This window comes from Actinotignum urinale DSM 15805, from assembly GCF_000420445.1.
In the GTDB taxonomy this organism is placed as follows: Bacteria; Actinomycetota; Actinomycetes; order Actinomycetales; family Actinomycetaceae; genus Actinotignum; species Actinotignum urinale.
In genome coordinates this window covers 80675-94747 of sequence record NZ_ATUY01000003.1, presented here as the reverse complement: position 1 = coordinate 94747, position 14073 = coordinate 80675, and the positions used below count along the sequence as shown (strand labels likewise).

The window sequence follows — 14073 nt, the reverse complement described above, 5'->3', positions numbered from 1 at the left end:
CAAACTTCACTATTCACAGGATTGCAATCATTAACAATTTGTTTCATACAGTATCGTTGCGCTTACGCCATGTAGCGCAACGATACTTTTTTGTAAGAACAATTCCCATTTGCTACATCAAAAAGAAAATAATTTCATAGGAATACGCAAATTGTGGCGTAACACACACTTTTTTCTGTTAAGGTTAGGATACCCTTATCTTCGTAGGTTGTTTCTCTACCAAAGGAAATTATGAAAAAGACACTACGCGGCCTGCTTGCCCTCGTAGCTACAGGCGCACTCACACTAGGAGCCTGCTCAGGCACAGCCTCCGATAAGAAGGGCGATACGAAGGATAAATCCACCACAAGCGCACCAGCCGAATATAAGGCGCCCGTAAAGATTTCATTTAAGGATCCTAAGGGCAATCCCGCAGAAATCACACTTGAGAAAATGCCGAAGAAGGTTGTCCTCCTGGATAACCGCTCGGTTGCCACCCTTGAAAATTGGGGCATCAAACCCGTTGCTGTTCCCAAACCTGTGCTCTCCAAGAATGCCAAGTTCAAGAACGATGACTCCATTAAGGACGTTGGAAGCCACACTGAAACCAACTTTGAAATCATTGCAGCAGCGAAGCCTGATTTGATTATCGTTGGCCAGCGCTTCGGTCAGCACTATGACAAGATTAAGGATGTTGCCAAAGATGCGCCCGTTCTTTACAACGACATCAAGCTTCCCAAGGAAGTTAAAGATACCAAGGCATCGGAAGCCGGCAAGATTCTCGCTGATAGCTTGAAGAAGAACACCACGGATCTCGGCAAGATTTTCGGCAAGGAAAAGGAAGCTGAAAAGATTAACGCTGATTTCGACAAGTCCATCGAAGCAGCAAAGAAGGCCATCCCCGCAGGCGATAAGGTTCTCGCCGTGAACACCAATGGCGGTAAGCTCGGATACCTCGCACCGCACGTTGGGCGCACACTTGGTCCTCTCTACGACATCCTCGGCTGGACCCCAGCAATCGCCGTTAAGGAAGGCACCAACAACCACAAGGGCGACGAAGTTTCCGTCGAAACTCTTGCACAGTCTAACCCCCAGTGGATTTTCGTCATGGATCGTGACGCAGCTGTTGGAAGCAAGAACAACGCCGCCCACGGTGTGGATCTTGTGAAGTCCTCCCCCGCTATGGCAAATGTTGATGCGGTCAAGAAGAACCACATTATTGCGATGCCAGATGACACCTATGTCAACGAAAGCATCCAGCTCTTCACCAAGTTCTTCAACGATCTTGCAAAGCAAGCCAAGTAAATCGGTACGCTAACACATGTTTTAACAATGTTGTTTAAAACATGAACTATCATCTCCTAGGCGAGCCGGCCAGCGGTCCCCGCTAGTCGGCTCGCCTTTTATGAGGTATCTCGTGACAACTACACCCTCTTCAGAACCCGCTACACGCCACACCAGCTCCAACGTGGAGGAATATGGCGCATCCTTACCCACCTCCCTCCACGCCGAAGATCAGGCAGAACACCGGGCACACCCCGGGGCAACCTCCCCTGAAAACACGAAAAAACCGCGCCGTCGAACCCGCGCTGGAAGCACCATCGCATTCATTTTCGGCCTTGCGATTCTCGGTATCCTCATCTACCTGTCGATGACAACCGGCGTCTACAAAATCAGCGAACACAAAGACGGGCAAGCAATGTACTGGATTACCCGCTTCCCCCGCACAATCTCGCTCCTCCTAGCCGGCGCCTCCATGGCAATGTGCGGGCTCGTCATGCAACTCATTACCCAAAACAAATTCGTTGAACCCACAACAACCGGAACAACAGAATGGGCATCCCTCGGATTGCTTTGCGCCTATGTTTTCATCCCCGACGTGGGGATTATGCCACGCATGATTCTGTCCATTATTTTCGCCTTCGGTGGCACCATGGTGTTCTTCGCCTTCCTCCGACGCGTCACCTTACGTTCCAGCGTGATCGTCCCCATCGTGGGTATGATGCTCGGCGCGGTCGTCTCCTCCATCACCACATTTTTCGCCCTCAAAACACAAATGTTGCAAAGCCTGGGCACGTGGTTCCAAGGAAGTTTCTCCATGGTGGAAGCCGGACGCTATGAACCACTGTGGGTTGTTTTGTTTAGCGCCATCGCTGTGTTTTTCCTCGCCGACCGCCTCACCGTCGCGGGCCTAGGACAAGAGATTGCCACAAGCCTTGGCATTAACTACAACAGAATCGTCATCCTTGGAACAGCCGTTATTGCCCTCACATGCGGGGTTATCACCGTCGTTATCGGGCATATTCCGTTCCTTGGTCTCGTCGTCCCCAATATTGTTTCCCTTATTCGTGGCGACGATTTACGTTCCAACCTCCCGTGGGTATGTTTGTTCGGCGCGGGAATCATTATGGCGTGCGACTTAGTGTCGCGTACCTTAATTTCTCCCTTTGAAATCCCGGTCTCGTTAATTTTGGGAACCTTAGGTGCTTTCGTTTTCATCGCGCTTATTTTGAAGCAACGTAGGAGGCTCGGATAATGACAAAAAATACGATGCCTAAATATGCCGTAGCAACAACTGAAACCGGCACGGGAACGAAAGCCTCCACAATAAAAACCGGCGGCACGGGAACGAAACCCTCCACAAACACAACGGATAGCACGAACATGGATAATTCTCCAGAAAACCGCGACGACACCGTGGCAACATCCGTATCGACTGCGAAAAGTTCCACCCCCAAACGCGCAACACACTCCTTTGCGAAAACGCGAGATGCACTGCGCTACTGGGTTCTCCTCGCCTCGGGCATTATCTTCAGCATTGCAGCCACCATTCTTTACATGCTGTGGGATAACCCTGCAGAGTTTGGGACAGAAGAGTTCTGGATTATTGTGCAGCTTCGGCGTGAAGCCGTTATCACCATTATTATTGTGGCGTTCTGTCAATCATTAGCAACACTAGCGTTCCAAACAGTTACGAATAATCGAATATTAACGCCCTCCATTATGGGTTTCGAAGCACTCTATTCGTTGATTCACACGTCAACCATGTATTTCTTCGGTATTGCAGGGTTTATTGCCTTCACGGGGAATTTTGCGTTCATTACACAGGTTCTCCTTATGGTCGGCATGGTTATTCTTCTGTATGGGTGGCTACTTCGCGGGAAACTCGGAAGCCTGCGTGTTATGCTCCTCGTTGGCCTTATTTTGGGCGCGGGGTTAAATTCCTTAGCGTCATTTATGCGACGCATGCTCTCCCCGTCGGAATTCGATGTGCTCACAGCGCGCATGTTCGGTTCTATTTCAAACGCAAAGGCCGAAATGTTCACGTTTGCCCTCATCGTGGCGGGAATCGCCGGAGTGCTACTGATTGCGTCGTCGCGAAAACTTAACGCAATCACCCTGGGACGTGACGTTGCGGTAAATATCGGCATACGCCACACGCCACTTCTCATGTGGTGCCTCACCCTCATCGGCTTCCTCATGGCGGTATCCACGGCGCTTGTAGGCCCCATGACCTTCTTCGGGTTCCTCGTTGCAACCCTCACCTACCAGGCTGCCTCAACTCATGACCACCGTTACCTTTTCCCCATGGCGGTTACTATCGGGTACGCCATCCTCATGGGTAGCTATTTTGTGATGAAAAATATTTTCTACGCAGAAGGCGTTGTATCCATCATTATTGAACTTGTTGGGGGCCTGGCCTTCCTCGTCGTCATTCTACGAAAGGGACGTTTGTGAGCACACAAAGCAATACCACTCCAAACAAAGATACCGTCACCGCGAAACGCGAAAATCCTCCGAAAACAAAGGGTTTACGTAGGAAACGCAAAGGCGCAGCAGACGTCTCAGCCCCTATGATTGAAGCGGAGAACACCGTCCGCTCCTACACGGACGAGGTAAAGATTGGTCCCGTTAACCTCAACATTCCACGTGGCGGTATTACCTCGCTCATCGGCCCGAACGGCGCAGGAAAATCCACGCTGCTGACCATGATTGGGCGCCTCATGCGCATCGACGAAGGCGCTATCCGCGTGGCGGGCATGGACGTGACGCGCTCGAAATCCTCAGATTTGGCGAAAATCGTGGCAATTTTGCGGCAGGAAAATCATTTCGTCACCCGCCTCACGGTGCGCCAGCTCGTGAGTTTCGGACGTTTCCCCTACTCTAAAGGGCGTCTCAATAAAAACGACGAAAAAATCATTTCGACGTACATTGATTTCCTTGATCTAGCCAAACTAGAGCACCGCTACCTTGACGAACTGTCCGGCGGGCAACGCCAGCGTGCCTACGTTGCCATGGTTCTCGCCCAGGAAACCGACCTTGTTCTCCTTGATGAGCCTCTCAACAACCTCGATATTTCGCGCGCGGTTCACATGATGGCGCATTTGCGTGATGTCGCTGACCGGCTGGGGCGAACGGTTGTTCTTGTGGTCCACGATATTAATTTTGCCTCCACCTATTCGGATCGAATTATTGCGATGAAAGAGGGGCGCGTTGTGGATCAGGGAACGCCGAAAGAAATTATGGATTCGAAGCGCCTTTCCACAATTTTCGACGCCGAAATTTACGTTATCGAAGGCCCCAAGGGTCCCGTTGCGGTGTACTAACGTTAATACGTACGACGACGAAAAAGGTGTCTGGAAAACTACCTTGCATCTGTTGTAGGCCCGCACTGGTGCGGTTTGCGGTAATTGGCAGGGCTTAGCCCCACGATTCGTTGCGGGCTTACCCTTGCGATATGTGCGGGACTTGCCCTTACAGTACTTGGTTGGGATCGCCCTTGCGCTTTTTGCAGGGCTTGCCTTGACGATTCGTTGCGGGCTTGGTGCGATTTTGGCGGGCTTACCTTTATGATTCGTTGCGGGAATCGCCCTTGCGATACTTGCGCACGGCCCCTAGCAACCAGCCCAAACCTCCCGGTTTCACGCGATGCTGATTCGCGCCTTCGCGTTGATGCTTTGCAATATCGCGATGTTTTTTCACACGTCCGCGAGGTTTAGGAGGCATAATCGTTTCCGGTGGCCTCCACTCCGGCACCTCGTTTTTCATGCTTTGTTTCTGCACGCCCGACTTTTGTGTGGCAGACGCGGATTGCGGATTCGGATTATGGGCAGAGGGCGCCTTTTTCGTCGCAACTTTTGCCGATGTTTCCGTTTTTCCTTCCCCGCGGCGCGTATGTTGGGCGCGGGCACGCAAAGACATTGCCGATTTGTGACGGTCACGTGTAGCTTTTTCCTCACGCTGCTTTTGCCGCTCCAACCGGTTCTCTTTATCTCGCAAAGATGCCAGGCGTCGCGTCACAGAATCCGTGACCTGGACCAAAGTATCGTTAACCGAATAATCTCTATTTTGGGGCAACGCCCACTCGTACTTCTTAGCGAGCGTGGCAATAAGTCCGCAGGTTAACGTCGTCACAACCATCGCCGTCGATGGCATGTGGAGAAGCCACAAACCAATCGCAGGTATTGTGCCGATCAGCGAAGCCGTCGCATACAGGGTATTTCCACCGAAAATAACCGGAGTACGCCCAACAACGGTGTCGCGGATAAGCCCGCCACCAACCGCGGTAATCACACCCATCATAATGGCAGGAATATAGGAGTAGCCCGCGTTCAGAGTTTTCATTACCCCGGTAGCTGTCCAGCAACCAATAACAAGAGCATCCGCAGTAATCATGACACGGTTAATCCAGCGCCCGCGAATGCGCAAAAGATATGCGACGAGCGCTCCAAGAATTGCGCAACTCAAATAGTAGGGATTAGTGAGGGCAACAGGCGGAGCTTGAAGAGCGGGTGCGTTACCGATGAGGACGTCGCGCAACATTCCGCCACCCAGGGCGCTAATAATGCTGACAACGACGAAACCGACAAGGTCGAACCGCATTTCGCGCGCAACCATGCCGCCCAAAACGGCCGCAATAAAGACTCCCGCAATATCGAGGGTATCGAAAATAATGGGGTACAAATCCGCTAAAAATTCCAATGTCACGCAACTAGTCTAAGCCGTAGTGGCAAGGAAATTAAATACGTGGTTTTTTTGCGAGAACGGAAAAGAATACACGGTTCCCAGAGCAATACGCCCTTTACTGTTTGGAACAACACATCCTTTTAGCGCTCGGAATAACGCACCCTTTTAGAGCTCGGAATAACGCACACAATACACGGCTCCCCGCGCAATACACCCTTTTACTGCCCGGAACAACGCGCCCGCTTACTGTTCAGGACAACACACCCTTTACTTCTCCGGCGCAATACGCACAATAACGGCGCGGTGATCCGATCCCCCATTATTAAGAACCGATCCGCCCACGCCACGGTAATGTCCGCCCGTAAGGACACGATCAATGGGGGAAGCCAATAGTGAAGGCGTTTTTGCCGGCCAGGTCCCCCACCCGCCAATTCCGGCATCCTTCGATAAATCGATGCAGGATGTGCCCACGCCTAGAATTTTTTGATGGTCGCGGGTGGAGTTGAAATCCCCAAGAATAATGGCGTCCTTTCGGGTATCGCACATGGTGTAGATATTGGTTACTTCCTCGCGCCATTCCTCCATATATTTGGGTACGGGCGCAACGGGGTGAACGGAGATAAATGCCGGTTTACCATTGGGTTCTTCGGGGCGTGCCCCAAGAGTGCGTTGCGTGCCCTTGCCGTCGTGCTCAAAGGTGAGGGGAACATACGTGCCAAGATTTTTGTTCACGAGCAACACGGAGGAACGCCAATCCGAATCCCACCGGGACACACCCTGATGGAAAAACTGAAACTCCTGCCCTCGAGCGCGTAGTTTCTTCACCATATCTTTTCCAGCTTGGGTTGATGTTTCGACGAGGGACACCGCTTGAACATGGTTTTTCACAATATTATCTGCCACGGCGTCAAAATCAACTTGTCCGCCTTCGGTGTTGTATTGCATGACGGTTATGTCGTTTTTTTGCGGGGCAACCGTGAGGTCATCGTCGCCCAATCCGCGAAAATAGATTGTGCCCGCGTGGCAGAGGGCAGTTCCTGTAAGAACAAGGGCGAGAACACGTGTGGCATGCGCAGAACCGAAACAGCGGAAAACGACGGACAACACACCTGTTGCGACAGCAAGAACGGCAAACCCTACGACGAGCCATCCACGCAGAGCAATAATTTGCGCACCGGGCAAGAATGTTGCCCAGGAAGCAAAGGGACCAAACCAGGCGGGCTGAATTGTGTAGATGGCAAGCAGGATAATAGGTGCAGCCATCCCCCATTTCAGCAGTCGCATATTTTTCCTTCCTCGTTGCAAAACCTCACGCGATTCTTCGTTGCCTTGTTGGGCGCTAGCGGCGCGTGACTACTGGATTGTACCCTGAAGGCACGATGTTTTTTCAATGATGTGCACGACGGCGTGTGAAATCACCCGTTTTCCACGCAATAAAAACACACTCTTTTTCGCGAAAATGTGTGCTTCGCGAGGCGAGCCGGCGTTGCACACTAACGTTACTTTAATCGCCACGCCTGAAAATATTCAGAGGAAATAATGCAGGCGTCCTAAAATTTGTATGCTTTATCATTTATTATTAGGTTATAAGTTTTTGCGGATTTCACGCGAGGAGTGAACAACATGCCTGAAAACACGACACCGCCACCACCGCCACCACCTCCGCCGTCGTCACCCCTACCCCCGCAACCTCTCCCAAATAACTGGGAGCCTCCCGTTCAACCTCCAAATCCCGCGCAAAACTACTCACCCCAAGGGGGTATGGCTCCTACAGCCCCCTCCTTTGAAGTCCCCAATCAACCGCCACAAGGAAATTTGCCCGGAGCCCAACAGCCGTTTGCCCAAGGTGCGCCAAATATTCACCCCTACGCCCACCCTCAAGGGAACGGGCCCTACATGCCTCAGCCCCAATTCACCGCGTCCACCTCACTACCCCCAAAGAAAAGTCGCAAGAAACTCTATACGATAATTGCTGCGGTTCTCGTCGTCCTTTTGGCTCTTAGCGGTGGAGTATGGTGGTTCTTCTTTACCGAGAAAAAATTAGCTCTTCCTCCGGCTCAGGCATTTGATTCTCCCGAAGAAATCACGGCAAATATTCGTAATATCGTCGACGAAAAGGACTATTCGCAATTCCTTAAGCTCTATGCGCCATCTGAAAAAACGTTCATAGATCCATTCCTTGCAACCGGCGATATTGTTAGTGACGCAAACTCGCGAAACCCTCGCGGCAGACACGAAAACAGCGATAATGCTTTGTCGTTAGCAGACATTAGGCAAATAATCACTTCGGTGGAATACGACACGTCCCGGCTTAAAATTTCAGACCCCCAGAACATGAGTGGCACTATAGCAATCGCCAAAGCTAAAGGAACAATCACCCCTCGTGTGAAGAACAAGGAACAGCTAGCTCAGGCGTTCGAAAACATTATGGACAAAGAAAAGGCGCGCTCAACAGCTGATGAAATTGAAAAACAACTGGAGCAGAACGGACCTGTGCCGATTGGAAGCAAAGGTCGTTTAGATTTGGTTATGGTTAAAGAAAAAGAGAAATGGTATTTTTCTCCCACCATGACGCTAGCATTCAACAGTTGCCAGGATAGAGGCAATTGCTCCCCTAACTGGAATGCCGATTGGGAAGGCGTGGCAGCACATGAGCGACGTGTAGAAGATGCTGCGCAAAGTGCGGGTCGAGCATTGCTCAACGCAAAATCCCCGGATGAACTCCTCCCCTATCTATCCATGACAGAACGGCGTCTTATCATGGTGTTCGGTGGCCTACAAAGCAAACGTCCTTCCGAAAAAGGTCGGGGCCCTCTGGCAGATTTCATCATCGAATTTGGGAAAAGCTACAAAACGCGACTTGGCACTGCTGTTCCCATCACTAAATTCTGGGGGCCATTATATAAAGGTTCCTCAACATACTTCGGTATCCGTGATGGTGCTTTCTATCTGCCCATCCAGTCCTGGTCCCCAGGCAGACACCCCGACGGCAGAGGAGATACATCAGGATCTCCAAAGTTACAGTTAAAAAACTATTTCCGAGAAGGCCGTACTCTTGCTCTCACGTTCGTGGAGGAAAACGGGTACTACTATTTGAGTTCATCCGCCACCTTCTTTGATTTCTTAGACTCTTTGAGATATGAAGATTTTGAAAAGCGTTTTTACGAGGAAACAAAGTCCTCATACGATAGCCTCAAAAGCGATATCCGCACCATAGAGCAATATCTTGGTTCACGTATCGGTTTCTACCTACGAAGTCTTGCAGGAATGTCTTTCACCATCGCTGAGGAGCTAGAGGACGCCCTATACTAAGAATTTCCGTTCATAAAATAATAGGTGAGTGAGCTGGGGCGAATCGCCCTGCGCCGGTTACGCCCGCACACACGTTGCATGGAATAATGGAAGCGATATGAGTTCTCAAAATTCCGCATCCAATCAACGTAACGTGAATAATTCCCGGGCAAAACGTCGAGGGCCACGTGGACCTCGTGGCTCCAAACGTCAGGCTTTTCGGCCGTTTACCGTCGAAGAACTCGAACAGCGTCGCGCCTCCGTTCCATCGATAACGTACCCTGAAACGTTACCCGTGAGTGCCCGTCGGGAAGATATTGCCCGTGCAATCACCAACAATCAGGTGACGATTATTGCGGGCGAAACGGGCTCGGGGAAAACAACGCAACTTCCGAAAATTTGCTTGGAACTTGGGCGTGGAATTACGGGAATGATTGGGCACACGCAACCTCGACGTATTGCCGCGCGCTCGGTGGCCGAACGCATTGCTAGTGAACTCGGGCAAAAAGTCGGGCTAACCATCGGGTATCAGGTGCGTTTCACCGAAGAAGTCACGCGCCAAACCCTCGTGAAACTCATGACGGACGGTATTCTCCTCGCAGAAATTCAAACGGATCCGCAACTTTCCCGCTACGACACCCTCATTATCGACGAAGCACACGAACGTAGCCTAAACATTGACTTCCTCCTCGGATATATTGCACGCCTCTTGCCTCGTCGCCCCGATTTAAAAGTCATTATTACCTCCGCAACGATTGATACGGAACGCTTCGCGCAACATTTTGGATCACACACAGCTATTGGGGCAGGAAGCGCGAAAAGTTACGCACCCGCACCTATTATTGAGGTTTCGGGACGCACCTACCCGGTAGAAATTCGTTACCGCCCCCTCGACGACGATATCTACGACGGAGCAGACCCCGAGTCGACTGATGACGTAGCAGACGAAATTCGCGATTCAGAGCCAAATGTTCGTGGCGACTTTGATGGGTATGCCCATCGTCGTAACAAAAATAGCCTAGAACAACATACGCAAGGCTCAGCGCGAGAACGTCACCATACACAACATGCGCAGAATTCGCGGACGAAAGGCTCCGCCGGATTAGCCCAGCATTCGCGGACGAAAGGCTCCGCCGGATTAGCTCAACCGAAAACGCCGGGACGCGCCAGCGCCCACGATCAGGTGACCGGAATTCTCTTGGCAGCCGACGAACTCATGTCGCAAGGGGAAGGCGATATTCTCGTCTTTCTCTCCGGCGAAGGCGAAATTCGTGATACCCAGAAAGCCTTCGAGGACGAACTCGGCTCCCGATATATTGCCCCAGGTGGCACGAGCAATGTGCCCGGCGCAGTGGAAGTTCTTCCCCTCTTTTCGCGCCTATCCGCAGCCGAGCAACACAGGATTTTCACGCCGGGAAAATATCGTCGAATAATTTTGGCGACGAATGTTGCGGAAACCTCGCTCACGGTTCCCGGAATTCGTTACGTTATCGACCCCGGAACCGCGCGTATCTCCCGCTATTCCAACAAAACCAAAGTCCAACGCCTCCCCATTGAACCCATTTCGCAAGCAAGCGCTAACCAGCGATCCGGGCGATGCGGGCGCGTGGCAAACGGAATCACGATCCGCCTGTATTCGGAAGAAGATTTTGAGGCACGCCCCGAATTTACCCAACCTGAAATTCAGCGCACCTCACTCGCATCCGTGATTTTGCAGATGCTCGCGCTCGGCTTGGGAAAAGTTGAGGATTTTCCTTTCATTGACCCGCCCGAAGCTCGTGCGGTGCGCGCTGGCGCTCAACTTTTGGAAGAAATCGGGGCGATACGAACGAACCGTCATGGAGAATCGCGCCTGACGCATATTGGGAAACAGCTTGCCCGCCTGCCCATTGATCCGCGCCTTGGGCGAATGCTCATAGAGGCGAACAACCTTGCCTGCGCGTCCGAGGTTCTTGTGTTGGTGGCTGCGCTCTCCGTCCAAGATGTTCGCGAGCGCCCCGAAGAGATGCGAGTGCAGGCGGATCAGCTTCACGCCCGCTTCAATGCCGCCTCCTCCGACTTCCTTGCCTACCTTACACTGTGGCGGTATTTGCGCACCCAGCAACGCGAACTTTCGGGGAGCGCTTTTAGGCGCATGTGCCGGGCAGAATTCTTGAACTATTTGCGTTTCCGCGAGTGGGTGGATGTGGTACGCCAACTTGAAGAAATGGCTCGCCCACTCGGTTTGAACACTCGCCCCTTGACCCTGCCTTCCCGGGCAGATATTCGCGCCGTCGAAGAAGGAAAATCACCCCAACGTGCCCCTGAAGAAAGAAATTATCCCCAACACGCCGTCGAAGAAAACGGGCACCGCAATGGGGACGATAGGACTCCTGGAGAAACTAGCAACAGGGCGTACCCTCCTAGTACATTCAGCTCACGCAACACATTCAGCTCACGTGCGGTTGCCAAAGCCTGCCGTGACATGGGGCGTGGAAGTAACACTCCGGAAGCCGGAAGTATCCATCGCTCCCTCCTCGTCGGCCTTCTCTCAAATATTGGGAATTACACGGAACGTACCCGCGATTACACCGGCACACGCAACACCCACTTTGTCATATGGCCAGGTTCGGGCCTTCACCGGCGCACCCCCGATTGGGTGATGGCGGCAGAGCTCGTCGAAACATCGCGACTTTTCGCACGCACAGTCGCATTGATCCAACCCGAATGGATCGAGCCACTCGCGAAAAACCTCACCCGCACAACCTACACGGAACCGTACTGGTCAAGCCGAAACGGCGCGGCCATGTGTAAAGAAAAAGTGACACTCTACGGACTCACCCTTGTTGCGGACCGTCCCGTCCTCCTCGCACGCACGGGTAGCGACGCCTCCCGCGAACTTGCCCGCGATATGTTTATCCGCCACGCACTTGTGGAAGGACAATGGCGAACACACCACGAATTTTTGAAACGCAACCGCGAAGCGCTGGAAGAAGCCACGGAAACGGAAAATAAGTTGCGTGTGCGCGGACTTGTTGCCGATAGCGACTCGCTCGCAACGTTCTACGACGAAAGAATTCCCGACGGTATTGTGTCCGGGCGTCATTTTGATAACTGGTGGAAAAAACAACGCCATAAAACCCCGGATTTGCTTGATTTTACGCAGGAATTTTTGCTGGGGGATGCGCATGCGCGCGAGGGCGATTTCCCCGAAGTGTGGCGCCAAGGCGACCTAGAATTCCCCATGTCCTACTCATTCTCGCCAGGACATTACGGGGACGGAATCACCATCGATATCCCCGTTTCTGTGTTGCCGCAAGTGCATAACATTGGTTTTGACTGGCTCGTTCCAGGTATGCGTGAGGAACTCGTGATTGGCACAATTCGCGCCCTCCCGAAACGGATACGTCGCGGCCTTGTGCCGGCACCCGACGCCGCCGCCGATATTTTGAAAGCCCTCCCTTTCCCCGCTGTAGGAGAGCAAGTTTCCTCGCAGGGTGCTGAGGAAACTTTGAGCTTTGAGGAGGCTTTTACGCGCGCGGCTCTTAAGGTTCGCGGCGTTGACATTGATAAAGATGCGTGGAAAGAATGCGAACTTCCCCCGCATCTATGCGTGAATTTCCGTATTGTGAGTGAACGCGGAGCCGTTCTTGAGGAATCAACATCGCTGGAGCATCTGCAAATAAAACTCGCCCCACACAGTAAAAAAGCTGTCGAGGAAGTTGTGGAAACCGCAGTATCTCGCGCCCTTGACGAGGCACGCAGGCAACTGCAGCAAGAAGCCTTCGCAAATTCTAGGAAACATTACGCAAACGGTTCGCGAGGGCACCAACCGAAGGCAACGCAGGGCGCGCCTACCGCACCTGACGCACCTAACACACCGGCCAACGCAAACACCGCTGCCGAACCGGCCACCGTCCCACCTCACGCCTCTACCGCACTGACAACTTGGCCTGCAACAGACGGCGGTGTGCTGCCGGCCGTCGTCGATATGGATGGACCGCTCGGCATGACGGTTCGTGCATATCCGGCCCTCAGAGAACGCAAGCAAAAGGTCTACCTGGATGCCTGCGCAGATCCTGGCGAACAGGTCCGAACGCACAGGCTCGGCGTGATTCAGCTTCTTACTAATGCTTTGGCGCTACCCGAGGCGCGCGTCACTTCGCGCTGGGGCGGGGATTTGAGCCTGGCGCTTGCGGCAACGCCCTACCCGGCAACGTCCGCGCTCGTTGCGGATCTTCAGTGGGCAGCCGCGCGCAACCTCGCGGATCGCTGGGGTGCAGATAATCAGTGTGCGCCGGAGGAAATGCGTAGCGCTCGCGAGTTTGGGGAGCTTGTGGCGTGGGCGCGAGACGAGTTCGAGGACGAAATTTTCCTTATTGCTCAGGCGGTTGGCGAGGCGAATACGGCGCGTGGCCATGTGGACCGCCTGATTAGGGAGAATTCCTCGGTGGCGTTGTTGGCGACTGTCAGCGATGAGCGGGCGCACATGAATGCGCTTATGCCGGATGGTTTTATCCGAACTACTCCGCACGAGCGTCTGTGGGATTTGCCGAGGTATGCGAAAGCCGTCATGATGCGCATTGAGAAAGCGCAGGTGAATCCGAGTGCGGATGACGCGCTTGCCTGGCAGGTCGCATCTATCCAAGAGCAGGTGGCCAGCGCCCAAAAAACCGCGGAATATTCGGTTTTCGATCCCGCAACTGCGCGAGTTGTGGAGCAGGCGCGGTGGATGGTTGAGGAGTTGCGGGTCTCGCTTTTCGCTCAGCAACTGGGCACGAAGGGGAAAGTTTCCGTCAAGCGTATCGAAAAATTGCTTGCCACGATTCAAGCGTAATTTTTTCGACGGGGGTTTGC

At 52.8% G+C, this 14073-nt stretch carries 8 protein-coding genes; 6 read left to right on the top strand and 2 right to left on the bottom strand.

Features of this window, described 5'->3' with window-relative positions:
• The first annotated feature begins 231 nt into the window (after positions 1-231).
• The 4 genes from G445_RS0103435 to G445_RS0103420 all read left to right on the top strand — a co-directional run bounded on the left by G445_RS0103435 (position 232) and on the right by G445_RS0103420 (position 4586).
• Positions 232-1284 carry a siderophore ABC transporter substrate-binding protein gene (locus G445_RS0103435; RefSeq protein ID WP_022866170.1) on the top strand — a complete coding sequence of 351 codons (1053 nt, stop codon included), beginning with the start codon at positions 232-234 and terminating at the stop codon, positions 1282-1284.
• Between the two features lie 112 nt (positions 1285-1396).
• Positions 1397-2515, top strand: a complete 1119-nt coding sequence (locus G445_RS09510) for an ABC transporter permease (protein ID WP_022866169.1) — start codon at positions 1397-1399, stop codon at positions 2513-2515.
• Complete coding sequence (locus tag G445_RS0103425; RefSeq protein ID WP_022866168.1) at positions 2515-3717, top strand: iron chelate uptake ABC transporter family permease subunit; 1203 nt, start codon at positions 2515-2517, stop codon at positions 3715-3717. Before G445_RS09510 ends, G445_RS0103425 begins: the two co-directional genes overlap by 1 nt.
• A 116-nt stretch (positions 3718-3833) precedes the next feature.
• On the top strand, positions 3834-4586 hold the full coding sequence (locus G445_RS0103420) for an iron ABC transporter ATP-binding protein (RefSeq protein WP_026420918.1): 753 nt from the start codon (positions 3834-3836) through the stop codon (positions 4584-4586).
• 241 nt (positions 4587-4827) lie between these two features.
• Here the strand turns inward: G445_RS0103420 and G445_RS10770 are convergent, their stop codons facing one another.
• Together G445_RS10770 and G445_RS0103410 are read right to left on the bottom strand one after the other, a co-directional pair.
• A complete protein-coding gene (locus tag G445_RS10770) occupies positions 4828-5967 on the bottom strand; it encodes a trimeric intracellular cation channel family protein (RefSeq protein ID WP_051126996.1) in 1140 nt (379 codons plus the stop codon).
• 246 nt (positions 5968-6213) lie between these two features.
• Positions 6214-7230, bottom strand: coding sequence for an endonuclease/exonuclease/phosphatase family protein (locus G445_RS0103410; protein WP_026420917.1), 1017 nt, complete (start codon positions 7228-7230; stop codon positions 6214-6216).
• Between the two features lie 477 nt (positions 7231-7707).
• Here G445_RS0103410 and G445_RS0103400 point away from each other — a divergent pair, with 477 nt between their 5' ends.
• Positions 7708-9258: a hypothetical protein gene (locus G445_RS0103400; protein WP_022866163.1), complete on the top strand. Its 1551-nt coding sequence runs from the start codon at positions 7708-7710 to the stop codon at positions 9256-9258.
• 97 nt (positions 9259-9355) lie between these two features.
• Positions 9356-14053: a DUF3418 domain-containing protein gene (locus G445_RS0103395; RefSeq protein ID WP_026420916.1), complete on the top strand. Its 4698-nt coding sequence runs from the start codon at positions 9356-9358 to the stop codon at positions 14051-14053.
• Positions 14054-14073 lie beyond the last annotated feature (20 nt).

Coding starts and splice junctions, on each gene's coding strand:
- G445_RS0103435 (WP_022866170.1), top strand. CDS start 232: ATGAAAAAGACACTACGCGGCCTGCTTGCCCTCGTAGCTACAGGCGCA.
- G445_RS0103425 (WP_022866168.1), top strand. CDS start 2,515: ATGACAAAAAATACGATGCCTAAATATGCCGTAGCAACAACTGAAACC.
- G445_RS0103420 (WP_026420918.1), top strand. CDS start 3,834: ATGATTGAAGCGGAGAACACCGTCCGCTCCTACACGGACGAGGTAAAG.
- G445_RS0103410 (WP_026420917.1), bottom strand. CDS start 7,230: ATGCGACTGCTGAAATGGGGGATGGCTGCACCTATTATCCTGCTTGCC.
- G445_RS0103400 (WP_022866163.1), top strand. CDS start 7,708: ATGGCTCCTACAGCCCCCTCCTTTGAAGTCCCCAATCAACCGCCACAA.
- G445_RS0103395 (WP_026420916.1), top strand. CDS start 9,356: ATGAGTTCTCAAAATTCCGCATCCAATCAACGTAACGTGAATAATTCC.